This is a genomic window from Euryhalocaulis sp. (assembly GCF_013911995.1).
In the GTDB taxonomy this organism is placed as follows: Bacteria; Pseudomonadota; Alphaproteobacteria; order Caulobacterales; family Maricaulaceae; genus Euryhalocaulis; species Euryhalocaulis caribicus.
In genome coordinates this window covers 17016-37188 of the sequence record NZ_JACESD010000022.1, presented here as the reverse complement: position 1 = coordinate 37188, position 20173 = coordinate 17016, and the positions used below count along the sequence as shown (strand labels likewise).

General features: G+C 64.2%; 21 protein-coding genes and 1 riboswitch. Of the genes, 10 read left to right on the top strand and 11 right to left on the bottom strand.

Translation table 11 applies throughout. The features are described from left to right. Positions 1–2: 2 nt before the first annotated feature. Both ptsP and H2040_RS07720 read right to left on the bottom strand, forming a co-directional pair. Positions 3–2306, bottom strand: coding sequence for a phosphoenolpyruvate--protein phosphotransferase (gene ptsP, locus H2040_RS07725; RefSeq protein ID WP_287156546.1), 2304 nt, complete (start codon positions 2304–2306; stop codon positions 3–5). Positions 2307–2327: 21 nt separating this feature from the next. Beyond that, a complete protein-coding gene (locus H2040_RS07720; RefSeq protein ID WP_287156544.1) occupies positions 2328–3566 on the bottom strand; it encodes an aspartate kinase in 1239 nt (412 codons plus the stop codon). Positions 3567–3672: 106 nt separating this feature from the next. On the opposite strand from H2040_RS07720, the gene ubiG reads away from it, so the two are divergent. Both ubiG and H2040_RS07710 read left to right on the top strand, forming a co-directional pair. Further along, a complete protein-coding gene (gene ubiG, locus H2040_RS07715; RefSeq protein WP_287156519.1) occupies positions 3673–4446 on the top strand; it encodes a bifunctional 2-polyprenyl-6-hydroxyphenol methylase/3-demethylubiquinol 3-O-methyltransferase UbiG in 774 nt (257 codons plus the stop codon). 93 nt (positions 4447–4539) lie between these two features. Further along, a complete protein-coding gene (locus H2040_RS07710; protein WP_287156517.1) occupies positions 4540–5367 on the top strand; it encodes a MipA/OmpV family protein in 828 nt (275 codons plus the stop codon). On the opposite strand, the gene H2040_RS07705 is transcribed toward H2040_RS07710, so the two are convergent. Genes H2040_RS07705 through H2040_RS07690 form a run of 4 tightly spaced genes read right to left on the bottom strand, consistent with a single transcriptional unit; the run spans position 5364 to position 7677 of the window. After that, positions 5364–5789, bottom strand: coding sequence for a DUF1178 family protein (locus H2040_RS07705; protein WP_287156515.1), 426 nt, complete (start codon positions 5787–5789; stop codon positions 5364–5366). The genes H2040_RS07710 and H2040_RS07705 overlap by 4 nt on opposite strands. Then, positions 5786–6589 (bottom strand): carbon-nitrogen hydrolase family protein, encoded by an 804-nt coding sequence (locus H2040_RS07700; protein WP_287156513.1) that lies wholly within the window; start codon positions 6587–6589, stop codon positions 5786–5788. The genes H2040_RS07705 and H2040_RS07700 overlap by 4 nt, the downstream gene beginning before the upstream one ends. Positions 6590–6597: 8 nt before the next feature. Beyond that, the gene (gene grxC, locus H2040_RS07695; RefSeq protein WP_022697242.1) at positions 6598–6861 is read right to left on the bottom strand and encodes a glutaredoxin 3; all 264 of its coding nucleotides are present in this window, start codon (positions 6859–6861) and stop codon (positions 6598–6600) included. A gap of 27 nt (positions 6862–6888) precedes the next feature. Next, entirely contained in the window at positions 6889–7677 is a 789-nt protein-coding gene (locus tag H2040_RS07690; protein ID WP_287156510.1) for a ComFC family protein, read from the bottom strand. On the opposite strand from H2040_RS07690, the gene H2040_RS07685 reads away from it, so the two are divergent. Beyond that, the gene (locus H2040_RS07685; protein ID WP_287156508.1) at positions 7676–8608 is read left to right on the top strand and encodes a methyltransferase domain-containing protein; all 933 of its coding nucleotides are present in this window, start codon (positions 7676–7678) and stop codon (positions 8606–8608) included. The two genes, H2040_RS07690 and H2040_RS07685, sit on opposite strands and share 2 nt — an antisense overlap. 19 nt (positions 8609–8627) lie before the next feature. On the opposite strand, the gene H2040_RS07680 is transcribed toward H2040_RS07685, so the two are convergent. From H2040_RS07680 to H2040_RS07665, 4 genes are all read right to left on the bottom strand, one after another. Then, a complete protein-coding gene (locus H2040_RS07680) occupies positions 8628–9053 on the bottom strand; it encodes a hypothetical protein (RefSeq protein ID WP_287156506.1) in 426 nt (141 codons plus the stop codon). A 79-nt stretch (positions 9054–9132) separates the two neighbouring features. Beyond that, a complete protein-coding gene (locus tag H2040_RS07675) occupies positions 9133–9288 on the bottom strand; it encodes a Flp family type IVb pilin (RefSeq protein WP_287156557.1) in 156 nt (51 codons plus the stop codon). Continuing rightward, positions 9288–9689: a (deoxy)nucleoside triphosphate pyrophosphohydrolase gene (locus H2040_RS07670; protein ID WP_022697246.1), complete on the bottom strand. Its 402-nt coding sequence runs from the start codon at positions 9687–9689 to the stop codon at positions 9288–9290. The genes H2040_RS07675 and H2040_RS07670 overlap by 1 nt, the downstream gene beginning before the upstream one ends. Before the next feature lie 89 nt (positions 9690–9778). Beyond that, the gene (locus H2040_RS07665; protein ID WP_287156500.1) at positions 9779–10753 is read right to left on the bottom strand and encodes a peptidylprolyl isomerase; all 975 of its coding nucleotides are present in this window, start codon (positions 10751–10753) and stop codon (positions 9779–9781) included. A gap of 221 nt (positions 10754–10974) precedes the next feature. Between H2040_RS07665 and secA the strand changes: the two genes are divergently transcribed. Both secA and H2040_RS07655 read left to right on the top strand, forming a co-directional pair. Further along, positions 10975–13827 (top strand): preprotein translocase subunit SecA, encoded by a 2853-nt coding sequence (gene secA, locus H2040_RS07660; RefSeq protein ID WP_287156498.1) that lies wholly within the window; start codon positions 10975–10977, stop codon positions 13825–13827. 102 nt (positions 13828–13929) lie between these two features. Next, positions 13930–14104: riboswitch (yybP-ykoY riboswitch) on the top strand. 25 nt (positions 14105–14129) lie between these two features. Then, positions 14130–14708: a TMEM165/GDT1 family protein gene (locus H2040_RS07655; RefSeq protein WP_287156496.1), complete on the top strand. Its 579-nt coding sequence runs from the start codon at positions 14130–14132 to the stop codon at positions 14706–14708. A gap of 5 nt (positions 14709–14713) precedes the next feature. Here H2040_RS07655 and H2040_RS07650 read toward each other — a convergent pair whose 3' ends face one another. Then, positions 14714–15694 (bottom strand): acetyl-CoA carboxylase carboxyltransferase subunit alpha, encoded by a 981-nt coding sequence (locus tag H2040_RS07650; RefSeq protein ID WP_287156492.1) that lies wholly within the window; start codon positions 15692–15694, stop codon positions 14714–14716. Positions 15695–15826: 132 nt separating this feature from the next. On the opposite strand from H2040_RS07650, the gene H2040_RS07645 reads away from it, so the two are divergent. The 5 genes from H2040_RS07645 (at position 15827) to H2040_RS07625 (ending at position 20171) form a co-directional block, all read left to right on the top strand. Beyond that, positions 15827–16855 carry a sodium:calcium antiporter gene (locus H2040_RS07645; RefSeq protein WP_287156490.1) on the top strand — a complete coding sequence of 343 codons (1029 nt, stop codon included), beginning with the start codon at positions 15827–15829 and terminating at the stop codon, positions 16853–16855. A 19-nt stretch (positions 16856–16874) separates the two neighbouring features. Further along, a complete protein-coding gene (locus H2040_RS07640; RefSeq protein WP_287156489.1) occupies positions 16875–17825 on the top strand; it encodes a pirin family protein in 951 nt (316 codons plus the stop codon). Between the two features lie 68 nt (positions 17826–17893). Continuing rightward, positions 17894–18031, top strand: coding sequence for a hypothetical protein (locus tag H2040_RS07635; protein ID WP_022697253.1), 138 nt, complete (start codon positions 17894–17896; stop codon positions 18029–18031). Between the two features lie 64 nt (positions 18032–18095). Beyond that, the gene (locus H2040_RS07630; protein WP_022697254.1) at positions 18096–18251 is read left to right on the top strand and encodes a hypothetical protein; all 156 of its coding nucleotides are present in this window, start codon (positions 18096–18098) and stop codon (positions 18249–18251) included. Between the two features lie 120 nt (positions 18252–18371). Beyond that, the gene (locus tag H2040_RS07625; protein WP_287156488.1) at positions 18372–20171 is read left to right on the top strand and encodes a M28 family metallopeptidase; all 1800 of its coding nucleotides are present in this window, start codon (positions 18372–18374) and stop codon (positions 20169–20171) included. Positions 20172–20173 lie beyond the last annotated feature (2 nt).

Below are 20173 nucleotides of genomic sequence, written 5' to 3'. Positions count from 1 at the left end.
CTTCACCCGATTTGCCAATGGGTTAGCCCGGAAAAATTACTCTGCGCGGCATATTCCTTCAGAAATTCCCGCGTCGAGCCGTTGTCGCTGCGAATCACCTCTTGCAAGCGCTCTGCCAGAGATTTCACGTCAAGCTGCAGCGCCATCGCCTTCACAGGCCCGAACCCGCTCGGCGGCATGGAAAGCCGCCGGAAACCTAGGCCCATAAGCGCCATCGCCTCCAGCGGGCGGCCGGACATCTCGCCGCAAACGCCGGCCGGAACGCCATGTTCGGCGCAGATGTCCCGGATTCGGGCCAGCATCGTCAAGAAGTAAGGATCCAGCGCGTCATATCGGTCTGTCAGGCGCGGATGATCGCGGTCCGCGGCAAAGAAGAACTGGAACAGATCGTTCACGCCCACGGACACGAAATCCGTCTCCCCCATGACCGACGGAAGGGCCCAGGCGAAGGCCGGCGTCTCCACCATGGCGCCGATATTCAGCTTGTCCGGCACGGGCCGTCCGCGGCTCCGGGCCCATTCGAATTCCTTCAGGGCCAAGGCCCGCGCGGCGCGGTATTCGCCGACCGTCGCCAGCATCGGGAACATCACGTTCAGCTCCCGCCCGGCGGAGGCGGTCATCAGCGCGCGGAGCTGGTAGCGGAGCAGCCCCTTGCGATCCAGCGACATGCGGATCGCGCGCCAGCCCAGCGCCGGATTGCGCTCCCGCTCCGAGGAGACATAGGGCAGGATCTTGTCCCCGCCGAGATCCAGCGTGCGGAAAATCACCGGCTTGTCGCGGGCGGCGTCCAGCACCTGCGAATAGACCTCGATCTGCGCTTCCAGCCGGGGCAGCTGCTCGGCGATCATGAACTGGAACTCGGTGCGGAACAGCCCCATCCCGTCCGCCCCGGTCGCCCCCATCTGCGGCAGGTCGACCAGCAGGCCGGCGTTCAGCATCAGCTCCGCATCCTGCCCGTCTTTGGTGCGGGAGGGACGGTGGCGCAGCCGGGCAAATTCCGCCTGACGCTTGCCGCGCAGGGCGACGCGGGCGGTGTAGGATTCCAGAACCTCATCGGAGGGCCGCAGATGAATGGCGCCGGATTCGCCGTCCAGTATCACCACGTCCCCGTCTTCGGCGCGGTCCAGTGCGTCATCCAGACGCCCGACCAGCGGAATGCCCAGCGCCCGCGCCACAATCGCCGCGTGGCCGGACGCCGACCCCTCCTCCAGCGCCACGCCCTTCAGCGTCCCGGCGCCGTATTCCAGCAGGTCCGCCGGCCCGATATGGCGGGCGATCAGAATGGCGTTCTCGGGCAGCTCGACCTGCGTATCCTCGCCTGAAAGATAGCGCAGCGTGCGATTGGCGATGTCTTCCAGATCGTGCAGCCGGTCGCTGAAGAAGGCGTCCCGCGTCTGGGTCAGGCGGGCGCGCTGCTCGTTCCGCGCGCGCTCCACCGCCGCCTCGGCGGTCAGGCCGGACCGCACCGCGTCGAACAGCTTGCCGGTCCAGGCCGGATCGCGCGCGAACATGCGGTAGGTGTCGAATACCTCGCCGGTCAGCCCCGCGCCGACCCGCGCATCCCGCTCCGCCCAGCGGTCCAGGTCCGACTGCAACTGCCCCAGAGCCAAACGCAGGCGTTGCTCCTCGGCGTCCGGATCATCCGCGATCAGCCGGGTGGAGCCGACATGCGGCTTGTGCACCAGCGCCGTGCCGATGGCGATGCCGCCGGCAAAGGCGCGCCCCTGCAGGGTCTCAAAGCGGGAGGGCCGAAGCTCGATCCCTTCCAGCGCCACCGTGTCCAGAAGGTCGCCGGAGGCGATCACCTCGGCCAGCACCATGGCGATGGTCTGCAGGGTCTCGATTTCGTCTTCGCGGTAGCCGCGCTTTTCGACGCTCTGCACCACCAGCACGCCCAGCAGACGGCCGCCGCGCAGGATCGGCACGCCCAGGAAGGTCTGATAGGCGTCCTCGCCCGTCTCCGGCCGGTAGGAGAAGGCCGGATGCTCCTGCGCGCTGATCGTGGAAAGCGGCCGCGCGGTCTGCGCTACCCAGCCGACCAGGCCCTCGCCGGCGTTCAGGCGCGTGGCGTGAACCGCTTCGGCTTTCAGGCCTTCGGTGGCGCACAGCTCCAGCGAGCCGCCGGAGCGGCGCAGATAGATGGAGCAGACCTCGGCGCGCAGATTGGCGGCAATGATGTCCACCAGGCTGTCCAGCCGCTCCTGTGCGTCGCCTTTCCGCGCCATCACGTCGCGGATCTGGCGCAGCAACCGGACCGGGCCGGGCGCTTCGGGCGCAGGAGTTTTCAATTCGGCTTCGTTCGCCATTATCCGCCCTTGGAAGACTCTCTATTCCGCGTCCAGGCCAAAGGCGGCGTGAAGGGCGCGCACCGCCAGCTCGGTATACTCGGCGTCAATCAGCACCGAGATCTTGATTTCAGAGGTCGAAATGGCCTGAGCCGCTATCCCTCGCTCGTTCAGGGCGCTGAACATCGTCTGGGCCACGCCCGAATGGCTGCGCATCCCCAGTCCGATGACCGACACCTTGGACACGTTCGCCTCCGAGGCGAGTTCAGAATAACCGATTTCGTCCTTGTGTGCAGAAATCGCCTCCAGCGCCCGGTCCAGCTCCGCCATTCCGACGGTAAAGACCATGTTCGCGGCCTGTCCGCTGCGCGCCGGACTCTGGACGATCATGTCCACGTTCACGTCGGCGTCCGCCAGGCGGTCGAAGATGCGCGCGGTGGCCTGCGGCGACGGGGGAAGGCCCAGAAGGCTGACCTTGGCTTCGTCCCGCGTATAGGCGACGCCGGACACGATGCGCTGTTCCATATTCTCGTCCTCCGCGCAGACCAGCGTGCCCGGATTGTCCGCCTCGAGAGGCGTCATGGAGGACACCACGCGCAGCGGAACATTGCGCGCCATGGCCAGCTCCACCGAGCGGGTCTGCAAAACTTTCGCCCCGAGGGAGGCGAATTCCAGCATTTCTTCGTAACTGATCCGGTCCAGCCGCCGGGCGCGGCGGACAATGCGCGGATCGGCGGAATAGACGCCGTCGACATCGGTATAGATATCGCACTGCGCCCCGCCCAGCGCCGCGGCCAGCCCGACCGCGCTGACATCGGAGCCGCCGCGCCCCAGCGTGGCGATCCGGTTATTCTCCGTGACCCCCTGGAATCCCGTCAAAACCGCCACTTCGCCGGAATCGATGGCCGGTCCGATCAGATCGTCCGTCAGGCCGTCGATCCGCGCTTTTCCGTGAGAGGCGGAGGCCCGCACCGGCGCCTGCCAGCCCTGCCAGGAGCGCGCCTTCACGCCCTCGGCGCGCAGAAGCAGCGCCATCATCGCCGCGGAAACCTGCTCGCCAGTGGCCAGAATCGCGTCCGTTTCGTCACGCGGATCGGCGACATCGGCGCCCGCTTCCTGCGCCAGACCCAGCAGGCGGTCGGTCTCCCCCGCCATGGCGGACACCACCACGGCGACGGATTTTCCGGCCGAAACCTCACGCGCCACGCGGCTTGCGGCGACGCGCATGCGATCAAGGCCGGCCACCGAAGTGCCGCCGAATTTCATCACAAGCCGGGACATGCGGTTCCCTTGCCCTCGCCATCTGGCTGTCGCGCATTATTGTCAAACGGGCATGACCCGCGCTCAAGTCGGATACAGCAAAGCGACACGGACGCAAAATTCCCCCATGGCCCACGCAAACGAAGCCGTAGAAGAACTCACTTCGCCCAGCATCGATCCCGAAGAGATCGAAAAATTCTCCGCCATGGCGGACGAATGGTGGGATCCTGACGGCAAGTTCAAGCCGCTTCACAAGATCAATCCGCTGCGCCTGAACTATATTCGCGACACGCTGACCCGCCATTTCGGCCTGGATGCAGACGCCGATCAGCCGCTGAAAGGTCTGCGCCTGCTGGACATTGGCTGCGGCGGCGGCCTGTTGTCGGAGCCACTGGCGCGGCTGGGGGCCGAGGTCGTTGGCGTGGATGCGGCCATCCGGAACGTCAAAACCGCCAAGGCGCACGCCGAAAAGACCGGCGTGAAGGTCGATTTCCGGCACGGGACGATCGAATTGCTGGCCGAAAGCGGCGAAAAACCCTTCGATGCGGTGCTGAATATGGAGGTCGTGGAGCACGTTTCCGACCCCGCGCAGTTCCTGAAAACCAGCGCGTCGGTGGTGAAACCGGGCGGTCTGATGCTGGTTTCGACCATTAACCGCACCTCAAAAGCCTTCGTCATGGCCATTTTCGGCGCGGAATACGTGTTGGGCTGGCTGCCAAAGGGCACGCATCAGTTCGACAAGCTGGTCAAACCCGAAGAAATCGAGGCCGCCCTGGCGCCGGAAGGCTATGAGGTTGGCGAGCCGGTCGGGGTCAGTTTCAACCCGCTTTCGGACGAATGGCGGCTGTCCGGCGACACATCCGTCAATTACATGACGGTCGTAACCGCCCCTGAAAAATAGATTTCGCTGCGGCTTTCCCGCGCGGACCGGGACCCTATCTCTGTCTGGCGCATTGTATGACGCCGCAAGACTAGACCCGGGAAGCCCTCTTTCATGACACTCCGCACCGTCGCTGCGGCCGCAATACTGGCCGCCATGACCGCCCTGCCCGCCGCCGCCCAGTCCGATATGGACCTGCATCCGGTCGCGGAATCCTTCATCAAGAAGCAGGAAAACAAGGATTTCTTCATTCTGGGCGGCGCGGCCGGCCTGTACGGGCCTGTCTATGAAGGCTCCGACGAATACGAATTACGCGCCTTTCCCTTCGCCCTGATCACCTACAAGGACCGTTTCTACGCTGATCCGATCCGTGGCGCGGGCGCATACCTGCTGGAAAAAGGCCCGTTCCGCGCCGGCGCCGGGGTCAATTATTCCTTCGGACGGGATGAGGAAGACGCCGACATCCTGACCGGGATGGGCGACATCAATGGCGGCGCGGCCGCCGAAATCAGCCTGGAATACCGCCCGTGGGAGATGGATCTGCCCGTCGGCCCGTCCTTTACGACGCGTATCAAGCACCAGTTCACGGGCACGGACACCGGAACCCAGGTGGAATTGAATGGCGGTTTCGGCTTTCCGGTCGCCGGACGCATGATCGTCCGCCCCAGCCTGACCGCCGAATACGGCAGCGAAGGCTATAATCAGGCCTTTTACGGGGTGACTGCGGCGCAGTCAGCGCGAAGCGGCCTGCCGGTTTATGACGCGGATGCGGGTTTCCGCTCCGTCGGCGCGGGGGTTTTCGGCACCTATCTGGTCACCGATACATGGATGCTGACCGGGGTTGTGACCTATGACCGCCTGATCGGCGACGCCGCCGACAGCCCCCTGACGCAGGACGAGAACCAAGCGCGGGTCATTCTGGGCGTGGCGCGGGTCTTCTAGTTGAGCTTTTTCGCCCCGTCCGGCGTCAGGCCGGCGGGCAGCGGAGAGAATGGCACGCCGTCCTCGCGCAGGGATTCGGTCTCCTGCGATGTGGCGGTTCCGTAAATTGCCTTCTGGTCGCTTTCGCCATCGTGCATCCGGCGCGCTTCCTTTGAAAAATCCGCGCCGACATCCTTGAAATTCTCGGAAATATGGTCGCGCATCGCTTTCACGAAGGCGGCTGAATCGGGCGTTTTTTCGCGCTTTTTCGCGCCGCCTGACTTCGCAATGGCCGGGGCCATGACCTGTTTACGCACCTCGGCGCCGCCGCAAAGCGGGCATTCGACAAGGCCGTGTTCGGCCTGATCATCAAAATCGCCGGAAGAGCCAAACCAGGCGTCATATTCATGGCCGCAATCACAGGCCAGCGCGTAACGGATCATGGGGTCGAAAACTCCCGGTCATGCTGCAGGGACGGGATTTTGGACCGAACAGTCTGAACCGCGTCTAAATCCAGATCGGCCAGAAGCACGCCCGGTTCGTCATGGTCCAGCTTCGCCGTCACCTCGCCCCACGGGCCGGCAATGGTCGAGCGTCCCCAGGTCGCGCGGCCGTCTTCGTGCCCGCCGCCCTGCGCCGGGGCCAGAATATAGGCGCCGTTTTCAATGGCGCGGGCGCGGATCAGCGTTTCCCAATGCGCCTTCCCGGTGGGCACGGTGAAGGCGGCGGGCGCGGTTATAATCTCCGCCCCGGCCTGTCCCAGCGCGCGATAGAGGGCGGGAAAACGCAGGTCGTAGCAGATAGTCAGGCCCAGCTTCGCGGCGCCGGTATCGGCCATAACCGCTTGCTGTCCGGGCCGGTAAGTCGCTGATTCCCGCCAGTTATCGCCGGAACCCAGCGTCACGTCGAACATGTGTATCTTGTCGTAGGACGCCTCCAGCGCGCCCACGGGCGAGAACAGGAGGCTGCGATTGACCGCGCGGCCCTCGCCGATTTTCAGGGCGAAGGAGCCGGCCAGAAGCCAGACGCCCAGTTCCTTTGCCAGCGCCGCGAAATGCGCGACGCCCGGGTCTTCGTCCTGCGTCCTGATGTGCTGGAACAGCTTTTCGCGGTCGCGCTGGACGATATTGGTCGTCTCCGGCGTCGCGATCAGCTGCGCGCCCTCGCGGGCGGCCTCCCGGATCAGGCTTTCAGCGGCGGCGATATTGGCTTCGGGCTCCCCGCCCGAACGCATTTGTATCAAGCCTGCCTTCACGCCGATTCCTTCAGCAGCGCGTCCAGCCCGCCTTTCTTGTCCAGCGCGAACAGATCGTCACAGCCACCGACATGCTCGCCATTGATGAAGACCTGCGGAAACGTGTTCCGGCCACCGGATTTGTCGCGCATTTCGGCGCGCTTTTCCGGGTCCATGCCGGCGTCGATTTCCTCGATCGGCGCTCCCTTTTCCCGCAAGAGCTGCATGGCGCGGGAGCAGAAGCCGCAAAACGGGCGCGTATATATCGTTACAGTGTTCATGGCGGCGTTATGTAAGTCTCTTCTTGTTTATGCCAACGGGTCCAGCGGCTTCGCCACACGCGCGAGAGTCACCGCGTTCACCTCAACCGCCCCGGCCTGCCGAAGCGCGCGGGCGCAAGCCTCAAGCGTGGCCCCGGTGGTCAGGACATCGTCTATCAAAAGAACGCGCGCGCCGCGCATTCGATCCGCCGCCGACTGACGTACGGCGAACGCCCCGGCGACATTGCGGCGGCGGCCGCGGCGCGTCTTGCCCGCCTGGGTCTGGGTCCGGCGGCGCCGATAGAGGCTGTCGGGATCGAACACCGCGCCGCTTCTGGCCGCCAGCGCCCGCGCCAGCACGCCGGACTGATTGAAGCGCCGCCGGATCAGGCGGGAATAATGCAGCGGCACGGGCGCGATATAATCCGCCTCCTCCAGCAGCGGCCCCGCGGCGCGGGCCATCCAGTCCGCGAAGGCGGGCAAGGCGTCCCGGCGGCCGCCGTGCTTGAACGCCAGGACCAGTTTCCGGCTGGCGTCGTCATAGGCCAGGGCCGAACGCGCTTTGCCATAGCGGGGCGGCCGCGCCGCACAGGCGCCGCAAACGGCCGCGCCTTCCACCTCGAACGAAAACGGGGTTCCGCAGGTGTCGCAGAATGGCGCCTCGATAAAATCCAGCGCGCCCCAGAGCGTGGCGGAGACATCCCCGGCGCGGCTGACCGGCTCCGTGCTGAGCGGGGATAGCGGCGGCAATAGCGCGTCCAGCGCGGCGCGCGCCGCGGCGCCGGGCAGCAGAGCCGCCCTTTTCCCCCAGGCCTTGTCGGCATATCTGACGGGCATGTCCGGCCCCGCCCCCTTCGACCGTTCGCTTCTGCGCCTTCGCCGCGACCGCGCGGCGGGACGTATAGACGCCCATGATTTCCTGATCCGCGAGGCGGTCAAGGACTCGCTGGAGCGCGCGGCCTTCACGACGCGCAGTTTCGACCGGGCGCTGGCCATTGGCGGCGCGGGCCTGACAGGCGAGGAAATGGCCGCCGGGCCGATGGCGGACCGCATCGGCTGGCTGGCCGAAATGGACCTGTCGCCGCGCATGGCGATGCGGACAAACAGCCCGGCTTTTGCGGCGAACGAAGAATCCCTGCCGCTGGCGGAAGACAGCCTGGATCTGGTGCTGGCGCCGCTGGGCCTGCACTGGATCAACGACCTGCCGGGCGCGCTGATCCAGATTCGCCGGGCGCTGAAGCCGGACGGGCTGTTTATCGGGTCTATGTTCGCGGCGGGCACGCTGGCCGAGTTGAGGGAATGCCTCACGGAGGCGGAGCTGGAGATTACCGGCGGCGCGGCGGCGCGGATTGCCCCGTTTGCCGATGTGCGGGACGCGGGCGGCCTGTTGCAGCGGGCCGGTTTCGCCATGCCGGTTTCCGATCTGGACCGCCGCCGGGTCGTCTATCGCGACCCGGCGCGGCTGTTCCATGATTTGCGCGGCATGGGCGAGACAGCGTCCCTGTCCGACCGCGCCCCGGCGCTTAAGCGCTCCGTGTTCGCGCGGGCGCTGGCGCTCTATGCCGAGCGTTACGCGGAGGAAGATGGCCGCCTGCCGGCGACTTTCGTGATCGCCAATATTTCCGGCTGGGCCCCGGCCCCTGACCAGCCCAGGCCGAAAGCGCCGGGATCGGCCACAGTGCGGTTGGCTGACGCGTTAGGCGCTGAGGAAATGACGGTCGACGAGAAGGCAAGCCCACATACGCCCACCAAGGGACGTAAGCCGTGAACGGATAAGAGCATCCAAATTACGCTGCTATCTTGTCAGGCCGCGCGATCAGCCAAAAGGCTGAGACGGTGGAAATCGGACCTACTACAAATATGAAAATCAGAAAGACTGTGACGGGATTGAATATATAATCGGCGAAGCCTTCTCCACTCGGCGGCGCCCCGTAAACCACAAAAAAATAAACTAAAGCCCCTGAAACAAAGATCGCTGATAGAAGGTAGTGCACCCAGCCATTCCATTTCAGCTTTCTGTATAAGAGGTATGAGGGCATTCCAGCTGCCATTGCCGCTGAATAAGCCAAGAGAGCAAACCCGCAAATCAGCCACCAAAGTCCGATATCGACAAAGAACACCCCAACGACAACCGAAGCCGCGAAAGCCAGCGGCGAGATCAGAAACGCCGAAACGATTCTATCTGCCTGAGAGTCAGATCGTTTGTGGGGCATAACCTTATCATCGGCAGCCGATAAAGAACCAAGGTTTGAAGAGGATGAGCGAGGCCGCCGGTCCCGGCAAGCCGAAACCTTAGGAGGCGATCTCGGTCGCCACGGTATTGAACATGTCCGTGCTGTTATTGGCGAACAGCGTGACCGCCCCGACAATCGCCAGGAATATCAAGGCGCAGATGAGGCCGTACTCGATGGCTGTCGCGCCGGATTCATTTCGTGAAAACCGGGCGATCAGCCCAGACGGGCCTCGATCTCCGCGGCCAGCGGAACGTCGACGTCCGGCATGTCGTAGCTGAGCAGGTTTTTGGGCCGCACCCAGGCGATTTCCTGCCCCTCGCGCGGAAACACCACGCCGTCCCATTGGCGGCAGAGAAACAGCGGCATCAGGATGTGACGCCCGTCCTGCGGGGCGGAGGCAAAGGCGAAGGGCTGCAGGCAGGTGCGGCATGGTTCGACCTCCAGCTCCTCGTAAAGCTCCCGGATCGCCGCCTGTTCGGGGGATTCTCCGGCCTCGACCTTGCCGCCCGGAAACTCCCACAGCCCGGCCAGCGGCTTGCCCGGCGGGCGGCGGGACAAGAGTATCCGGCCATCCGCATCCAGCAACGCCACCGCAGAAACAAGAAGAAGCGGCAATGATGCAGGGCGGCGGACGCTATCACTGGAATTATTAAGGTCCGGTTCCCCGAAAGCCTTCAATTCCAAAGTATCGCGAGATTTTTCGCTCACTCTTCCGGGGCCGGTTCAGCGTTATCTTCCGGCGCGGCGTCCTCTTGCCGCTGCGGCGCAGGCTCAAGCGTGACGGGTTCATCATCGGACCCGGCATCGCCTTCCAGCGAGACCGCCGGCGCGTCGCGAACGGTGATTTCGGTGTTGTCGCGCAGATCATCCAGCAGGTTCTGGATTTCGTCGAACGTCATGAAGCGCACGATACGCGGACGCAGCTCCTCGAAACTCGGGCGCTGCTGGGCCCGGCGGTCTTCAACCTTCACGATATGCCAGCCGAATTCGGTCTCGAACGGGTCGGAGGTTTCACCCACCGGCGTGGCATAAGCCGCGGTGGAAAAAGGCGCGACCATGGCGTCAGACGTGAAATAGCCGAGATCGCCGCCATCCAGACGCGTCGCCTCGTCTATGGAGTTGTCGAAGGCGAGCTGTGCGAAGTCCGCGCCCTCATCCAGCTGCGCCTTGATCTCGTCGGCGGCCTCGCGGGTCTCGACCAGAATGTGACGCGCGCGAACCTCGTCGCCCAGCTCCACCAGGCGCACCTGCTCGTCATACATGCGGCGGATGGCGTCCTCGGTGACGCTTTCGTCCACGGCGGTCTCGACCAGGACATTGCCGAGAATGCGTTCGCGCGCGGTCTGCAGGCGGCGGCGCGCTTCATCCGTGTCGGCGAGGCCGCGGCGGGCCGCCTCCATGGCGAGCAGGCGCTGGTCGATCAGCTCGTCCAGAACGCGGGAATAGGCGTCGGAATCGGTTGAGATGCGGTCGCCCGGCGCAATGGCGCCCTGGGCGGCGGCCTCACGCTCCACATCGGAGACATAGATGCGGGTTTCCCCGACTTCGGCTGCGACAGTATCGCCCAGACGCGTGACGTTATCGCGCAACTCGACGGAGGCTTCGGGACTGCTCTCGTCAGAGCAGGCGGCCAGCGCAATTGCGGCCAACAGAAGGAACAGGCCGGAGCGGATGCTCATTTATGATACCTCTAGACGCTCTTGGACACGGGTTGGCGGCAATCTAGCCGCCGCGCGGCTTCGTTGACAGGGCACGGGGCCGCTCTTAAGTCAGCGCCGAGTGCAAGTCGGACCATCAGACCCTGAATTCAAGGGCTTTAATACTGATCGGCCCGGTCCCATTTCACTGGCCAGACCGTTCCATCTCTCTGCGCCGCTAAAGAATTGCGATCCGTCTACCTATGCTCAATTTCGCCAAACGCTTTTTCGGGTCTTCCAATCAGCGCGTTGTCAAACGCATGCAGGGGACGATCGACAAGATCAACGGGCTGGAGCCTGAATTCGAGGCGCTCAGCGACGATCAGCTGAAAGCCAAGACGGCCGAGTTCCGGGAGCGTTACAAGAACGGCGAGAAGCTGGACGGCCTGCTGCCGGAAGCCTTTGCCACGGTGCGCGAGGCCGCCAAGCGAACGCTGGGCCAGCGCCATTACGACGTACAGCTGGTCGGCGGCATCGTGATGCATCAGGGCGATATCGCGGAAATGAAGACCGGCGAGGGCAAGACGCTGGTCGCCACGCTGGCGGTGTATCTGAACGCCATTCCCGAAACCGGCGTGCATGTCATTACGGTCAACGACTATCTCGCCTCGCGCGACGCCGAATGGATGGGCCAGGTCTATAATTTCCTGGGCCTTTCCGTGGGCTGCATCATTCACGGCATGGTCGATCACGAGCGCCGCGCCGCCTACGCCGCGGATGTCACCTACGGCACGAACAACGAGTTCGGCTTCGACTATCTGCGCGACAACATGAAGTACGCGCTGGAAGACATGGTCCAGCGCGGCCACCACTTCGCCATTGTCGACGAGGTGGACTCCATCCTGATCGACGAATCCCGCACGCCGCTGATCATTTCCGGCCCCACCGACGACCGCAGCGATTTCTACCGTCAGGTCGACAAGGTGATCCCGGAGCTGGTCGACGAGGATTTCGAGCTGGACGAGAAGCAGCGCTCGGTCGTGCTGACCGAGGAGGGCAACGAGCATATCGAGCAGATCCTGATCCAGCACGAGCTGCTGGAGCCGGACACGGACATGTATGACGTGACCAATGTCTCGGTCGTGCATCACGTCCAGCAGGGGCTGCGCGCGCACAAGCTCTACACCAAGGACAAGGACTATATCGTCAAGGACGACAAGGTTGTCCTGATTGACGAGTTTACGGGCCGGATGATGGAGGGTCGGCGCCTCTCCGAAGGCCTGCATCAGGCCATCGAGGCCAAGGAAGACGTCGAGATCCAGCCAGAAAACGTGACGCTGGCCTCCATCACCTTCCAGAACTATTTCCGCCTCTACAAGAAGCTGGCCGGCATGACCGGCACGGCGGCGACCGAGGCCGGGGAGTTCGAGAATATCTACGGCCTTGGCGTGGTCGAAATTCCGACCAACAAGCCGATCGAACGCGAAGACAATGACGATGAGGTCTATCGCACGGCGCCGGAAAAATACGCCGCCATCATCGACGACCTGATCGAGCGGCGCGAGAAGGGCCAGCCGGTTCTGGTCGGCACGGTGTCCATCGAGAAGTCGGAAGTGCTGTCCAAGCTGCTCTCCGACAAGAAATTCTTCCGCCAGACGCTGGGCCATCTCTATCGCACCGCCGAGGAACGCAAGGCGGCCGGCGAGAAGGCCGACGCGGCGGTCGAGCGCCCGTCCATGGCGGAAATGCTGAAAAAGCTGCCCATCGAGCACGCGGTGCTGAACGCCCGCCATCACGAACAGGAAGCCTTCATCGTGTCCCAGGCCGGCGTACCGGGCGCGATCACGGTGGCCACCAACATGGCCGGCCGCGGCACCGACATCCAGCTGGGCGGCAACGCCGATATGCTGCTGGAAAAGTGGATGGAGGAGCAGACCGGGAAGGGCAAGGAGCCGACCGAGGCCGAGATCGAGGCAGAGCGCGAGAAAATCGCCGCCGCCATCGCCGAAGACAAGCGCGTGGTGAAGGAGTCCGGCGGCCTGTACGTGCTGGGCACCGAACGCCACGAAAGCCGGCGCATCGACAACCAGCTGCGCGGCCGTTCGGGCCGGCAGGGCGATCCCGGCAAATCCAAATTCTATGTCTGTCTGGAAGACGATCTGCTGCGCATTTTCGCGCCGGAGCGTCTGGACAACATCATGAAGACGTTCGGCATGAAGGAGGGCGAGGCCATCGCCCATCCGTGGATGTCGAAGGCGCTGGAAACGTCGCAACGCAAGGTCGAGGAGCGGAACTTCGAGATCCGCAAGAACCTGCTGAAATACGACGACGTCATGAACGATCAGCGCAAGGCGATCTTCGAGCAGCGCATCGAATTCATGACCGAGGACAATGTCGACGAGGCCGTGCGCGACATGCGCCACCAGGTCATCGAGGACAAGGTCGCCCATTACGTCCCGCCCAAGGCTTATGCCGAGCAGTGGGACATCGCGGGACTGACCGAAGAGATCAAGGATGTCTTCGACATTGAGCCGCCGATCGCCGAATGGGCCAAGGAAGAAGGCATCGCCGACGAGGAAATCCAGAACCGTCTGGTTCAGGCGGTGGATTCCCGCTACGCCCAGCGCGTCACCGAACTGGGGCCGGACCTGATGCGCCGGGTCGAGAAGCAGATGCTGCTGCGCACGATCGACGAATCCTGGCGCGAGCACCTGCGGGAGCTGGACCAGCTGCGCTCGGTCATCGGCCTGCGCGGCTATGCCCAGCGCGACCCGCTGAACGAGTTCAAGACCGAGGCCTTCAATCTGTTCGAGGCGCTGATCGTGGACCTGCGGGAGAAGGTGACGCGCACGCTGATGCGCATCCGCGTCTCCGTGGAACCGCCCAAGGCGCCCGAGCCGCCGCAAATGCAGGCCCAGCATATCGATCCGCATACGGGCCGGAACGAGATGGGGGATGGAGAAGCTCAGGCGTCAGCCTCGACCATGCCCAAACAGGCGCGGCTGGACCCGAACAACCCCGATAGCTGGGGCAAGGTGCCGCGCAACGCGCCCTGCCCCTGTGGCTCCGGCAAGAAATACAAGCACTGCCACGGGACGGTCTCGGCCGACGCCTAGGACAGCGCACATTGCTTGCTCTGATTAAAAGGCCCGGCCCCGCGCCGGGCCTTTTATTGTTGCGATTGCCCTTTGCGCCGCTCCCCGCATTCGGTTAGACAGCGCCCTGTCATTGGGGAGTAGCCGTCCTCCGATTTGCGAGAGGAGAGCGCGTCAACAAACTCCGGCTTTGTGCCGGTGGCGCGTTCAGGCCCGAACGGGTTTGGCGAGACCTTTGACGCCGAGCGCTTCAGCCGGGACGGGCGGAGCGCTTTGCGTCATTGGATTCGCGAAGCTCCGCCCGTCCCGGAAAAGTTCAAGATATGGAATCGTTTCTGGTTTCCACGGGCGTCGTCGCGCTGGCCGAAATTGGCGACAAGACGCAATTGCTGGCTTTCATCTTGGCCGCGCGCTTCCGCAAACCCGTTCCCATCCTGCTTGGCATTCTGGCCGCCACAATCCTCAACCACGCCCTGGCCGGGGCGGTTGGCGCGGCGGTGTCCGCGTTCCTTGGACCCGATGTCCTGCGCTGGCTGCTGGGCCTGACCTTTCTGGCCATGGCGGGATGGGTGCTGATCCCGGATTCCGATGACGGCCTGAAGACGCATGGCGGCGCGATGGGCGCGTTCGGGGCGGCGCTGGTCTCGTTTTTCATGGCGGAAATGGGCGACAAGACGCAGATCGCCACCGTGGCGCTGGCCGCCCGGTTCGAGGCGCTGACCGCCGTGATTGCGGGGACCACGCTGGGCATGATGCTGGCCAATGCGCCGGCGGTGCTGCTGGGCGAGCGCGCCGCACACCGGATCCCGGTGCGGCTGGTGCATGGCCTCGCCGCCTTGATGTTCGCGGTGCTGGGCGTGCTGACGCTGCTGGGCGTCGGGGCGGGCCTCTACGGCGCTTAAGAGGGCTAGCTGAGTTCCCTCCCGATGCGCAGGAAGCGTTCGCGGCGTTGCTCGCGAAGCTCGTCCGCGCTGCGGTTTTCCAACGAGGCCAGCGCCCGGTCAATCGCCTTGCCGACGCTCTGAATCGTCTCAGAAGGGGCGCGATGGGCGCCGCCCATCGGCTCCTGGATAATGTCGTCGATGACGTGCAGGTCCTGAAGATCGTTCGCGGTGATCTTCATGGCCTCCGCCGCGTCCTTGGCCTTGGCCTGATCGCGCCACAGGATAGAGGCGCAGCCCTCAGGCGAGATCACCGAATAGATGGAGTGCTCCATCATCAGGACGGTGTTGGCCGCGGCCAGCGCAATGGCGCCGCCGGAGCCGCCCTCGCCCGTGATGACCGTCACCATCGGCACGCCCAGCGTCAAGCAGCGCTCGGTCGAGCGGGCGATGGCCTCGGCCTGTCCGCGTTCTTCCGCGCCCAGACCCGGATAGGCGCCGGCGGTGTCGACAAAGCTGACCACCGGGATCTGGAATTTCTCGGCCAGATCCATCAGGCGTACCGCCTTGCGGTAACCCTCCGGGCGGGCCATGCCGAAATTGTGATGCAGGCGGGTCTGGGTGTCGCGGCCTTTCTCATGGCCGATCACCAGCACGGGGCGTTTGGTCATCCAGCCCGTGCCGCCCAGAATCGCCGGATCCTCGCCAAAGGAACGGTCGCCTGACAGCTCGGTAAAGGCCTCGATCAGGTTCGATCGGAAGTCGTGGAAGTGCGGGCGGTCCGGATGCCGGGCCACCTGCGTCTTCTGCCAGGGCGTCAGATTCGCATAGGTCTTGCGCAGCTGGTCAGCGGCCTTTTCGCGCAGGCGCTTGATTTCATCAGCCACATCGACGCCGTCATCGCCCTCGCCGTTCGAGCCGGCGGCGGATTCGAGCTCTTCGATCTTCGCCTCGAGCTCGGCGATGGGACGTTCAAAATCGAGATAGGTGCGGGTGGGATCGGACATCGGGTTTTTTATAGCCGCCGCGCGCCCTTTCGACGCGGCGCGCGCAACCTAACGGGGCCTTGCCCCCCTCACAAGCGGCGCAGACGGTTAACCGGCCGGAACAAGGGCCTCCGCGCCCGCATTGGGAAGGCAATGCCAAACCCCGCCGCCCTGCCCCTTCCTGTCCTGATCCTGCTGTTTCTGGCTGCGGCCGCCATAATTCTTGCGGCCGGGTCGCGGCTGGCCGGGGCCGCGGACAAGCTAGCCGACGCCACGGGGCTGGGCGAGGCGATGACCGGGGCGATCATCATGGGGGCGATTACGTCCCTGCCCGGCATTGTCACCTCCGTCGCCGCCGCGGCGCAGAATCACCCGGAACTGGCCGTTTCCAACGCCATGGGCGGCATTGCGGCGCAGACGGCGTTTCTGGTCATCGCCGATTTCGCCTATCGCCGGGCCAATCTGGAGCATGCTGCGGTATCGCTGGCCAATCTGGTGGACGGCGCGGCGCTGATCGGACTGATCGCGCTGGTGCTGCTGGCCGCGTCCGGGCCGGAGGTTTCCATTCTGGGCGTTCACCCGGTCACGCCCTTCCTGTTCGCCGCCTATCTGTTCAGCAAGGACGTGGCCCTGAAAGCCCGCAAATATCCGATGTGGAAGGCGGAGCAGACCACCGAGACGCGCTATGACCGGCCTGACGACGATCACGGCAAGCACAGCATCGTGCGCCTATCGGCCGAGGTGGCGTTTCTGGGTCTGATCACGGCGGTCGCCGGGTTTGCCGTGGCGCAGACCGGCATCGGCCTGATCGAAACCGCCGGATTGCAGGAAAGCCTGGTGGGCGCGGTCTTTACTGCGCTGGCGACATCGACCCCGGAACTGGTGACGACGATCGCGGCGGTGCGGCGCGGGGCGCTGCAACTGGCGGTAGGCGGCATACTGGGCGGCAATACGTTCGACGTGCTGTTCGCCGGCGCCGCCGACGCCGCTTATCGCGAAGGCTCGATCTATCACGTCATGGGCGCCGACACCGTGTTCCTGAGCGTCCTGGCGGTGGTTATGACGACGATCCTTCTCATGGGTCTGCTGCGCCGCCAGCCGCATGGATTCGCCAATATCGGATTTGAAAGCTTTGCGGTTCTCCTGTTCTATCTCGGGGGACTGTTGGTTATCGCCATCTAGCTGTGCAGGAGAGGCAGGCATGTCCCGTTATTCCGAAGAAGTTCCGGCGGATGATGAGCGCGAAGCGCCCTGCAAGGCGATTGACCTGATTATCAATGCCCGGCCCCGCGATCTGGGCGGGTTTTCCGTCCGCCGCGTCCTGCCTTACGCCAGACGGCGCATGGTCGGGCCGTTCATCTTCTTTGATCATATCGGCCCGGCGGTGTTCGAACCGGGCAAGGGCATCGATGTCCGGCCTCATCCGCACATCAATCTGGCGACCCTGACCTGGCTGTTCGATGGCGGCCTGCGCCACCGCGACAGCCTGGGCACGGATATGGTGATCCGTCCCGGCGCGGTGAACTGGATGACGGCGGGCCGCGGCATCGCCCATTCCGAGCGCACCGATGATGGGGACCGCGAAGCCGGTCACCGTCTGCATGGCATCCAGAGCTGGGTGGCTCTGCCGGACGAGCACGAGGAAGCCGATCCCGGCTTCTTCCATCACACGCCGAACGAACTGCCCACGCTAACCAGCGATGGCGGCGCGGCGCTGACCCTGATTGCGGGCGAAGCCTACGGGGTGGAATCACCCGTTCAGCATCTTTCCCCGCTTTTCTATCTGCAGGCGGAGATGGAGGCCGGAACCACGCTGGCCGCGCCGGACAACTATACCGAACGCGCGATCTACGTGGTGTTCGGGGAAGTGGAAATTGACGGCGCGGCCGTGCGCGAAGGCGAAATGGCGGTTCTGGGCGAAAACGCGCCGGTTCGCGTTTTGGCGAAGGACCGCACGCGCCTGATGCTGCTGGGGGGTGAGCCTGTCGGCGAGCGCAAGATCTGGTGGAATTATGTGAGTTCCCGGCCCGATCGCATCGAACAGGCCAAGCGCGACTGGACCGCCGCGGCGCAGGACGGTTTCCCCGAAGGCGGGCCGTTCACCCTGCCCCCGGGCGAGCATGAACATATTCCGCTGCCTGATGATGGATAAAAAACCGCGTTCATGCGTTTAAGCCCCGACCCGCGCCCCGATGGCGTGAAAACAAGGGGAAAAAGACCATGAAGAAATATATCGCGGCGCTGGCCGCCCTTGGCATGCTCGGCGTTGCCGCCTGTGAAGACGAGGCCGAGATCGAAACCCCGGCCGGCGAGGTCGAAGTCGAGGAAGACGGCGACGTCAACGTCAACGAAAACTGATCAGATTGCGTGCGGCGGATCGGGTTTTCCCGGTCCGCCGTTTTCATTTCATGGAGACTACATCATGCGTATTGCCGCCCCCGTGATTCTTGCCGTGCTCGCCCTTGCCGCCTGTGAGGACGAGGAAACCGTGACCATCGAAACGCCCGCCGGAACGATCGAGGCCGAGGAAGATGGGGACATGAAAATCGAGGCCAAGGACCCAGAGAATAACGGATAGACTCGCCGCGCCGCGCCGGAGACCCCCGGCGCGCGGAAGCGCGACAAGCCGCCGCCCTTGCGGCGCGCCGCGAAACGCGCTTCCAATGCGGCAGAAAAATAACACTCGAGGGAGACACCAATGCGCTTTTTAGCCGCCGCGTCGGTTCTGGCGATTTCGCTGGCCGCCTGCGGAGACCAGACCGATACAGAGATTGAAGATACCGCCGCCGAAACCGGCGATGCGGCCGATTCCGCCGAAATGAACGGCGACGCCATGACCGAAGACGGCATGGCGGAAGAGGACATGGCCGCCGGGGAAGACGATTCCGAGGCCATCGTTCAGGCCGCCCAGGCCGAAGTCGACAACTCCGTCGCCGAAATCACGGCCGAAGATGTCGCCAATCGCATCGAAATTCTCGCCAGCGACGCCTTTGAAGGCCGCGCTCCGGCGACCCCGGGCGGCGAGCGCACGGTGGAGTGGGTGACCCAGGAAATGCAGCGCATCGGCCTGGAGCCGATGAGCGACGCCGGATACACCCAGACCGTTCCGCTGGTGGAAGCGACGCTGGATACGGCACAGTCCGATTTCGCCATAGCCGGGCCGGACGGCGACATCTCCCTACAACTGGGCGAGGATGTCGTTTACTGGACCAAGCAGATGGAAAACGAGGTTTCTTTCGAGGATTCCGAACTGGTTTTCATCGGCTATGGCTCCGTTGCGCCGGAATATGACTGGAACGACTACGCGGACATGGACTGGTCCGGCAAAACAGTCGTGATGCTGGTCAATGATCCGGGCTTCGCGACCGAGGATCCGGAACTCTTCAATGGCCGCGCCATGACCTATTATGGCCGCTGGACCTACAAATTCGAAGAAGCCGGCCGGCAAGGGCCGGACGCGGCGATCATCATTCACGAGACCGAACCGGCCTCCTATGGCTGGTCGGTGGTCCGCAACTCCTGGACCGGGCCGCAGCTTTCGCTGGAAACCGAAGACCCGAAAGCCAAGCTGGAAGGCTGGGTGACCCGCGAAAAGGCCGAGGAAATGTTCACGGCCGCCGGGCTGGACCTGGAAGAGCTGAAGGAACAGGCCAAGGAGCGCGGGTTCTCGCCCGTGCCAATGGAAGGCCTGACGGCTTCGGGCACGGTTGTGTCCGACGTCAAGCGCAGCGAGTCCAAGAATGTGGGCGGCGTGATCCGCGGCTCCGAGCGTCCGGACGAGTATGTGCTCTATACCGGCCACTGGGACCATCTGGGCGCCCAGCCGGCCGATTTCGGCGAGGACACGATCTATAACGGCGCCGTCGACAACGCCTCAGGCACGGCGGGCATCCTTGAAATCGGCGAGAAATTCGCCAAACGAGAAACGCCGCCGGCGCGCTCGGTCATGATCCTGGCGGTCACGGCGGAAGAATCCGGCCTGATCGGGTCCGACTATTTCGCGCAGAACCCGGTGGTGCCGCTGAAGGACATCGTCGCGGGCATCAATATCGACGCGATGCTGCCCGACAGCGAATCCCGCGACATGGTGGTGATCGGCTATGGCTCTTCCGAGCTGGAAGACATGCTGGCCGAGGTCGTCGAGCCGATGGGCAAGACGCTGACTCCGGACCCGAACGCCGAAGCCGGCTATTATTACCGCTCCGACCATATCTCGCTGGCCAAGCGCGGCGTGCCGATGCTGTACGCTGAAGGCGGCGAGGACCTGATCGAAGGCGGCACGGAAGCCGGCGAAGCGGCTGCGGCCGACTACCGCGCCAACGCCTATCACGGCGTGGCTGACGAGTACGACGATAGCTGGGACATGTCCGGCATCGTTGCCGACCTGAAGATCCTGTATCAGCTGGGCGAGAACCTGGCGGATTCCGAAAGCTGGCCTGAATGGTATGATGGCAGCGAATTCAAGGCGATCCGCGAGGAACAACGCGCAAGCGAATAAAC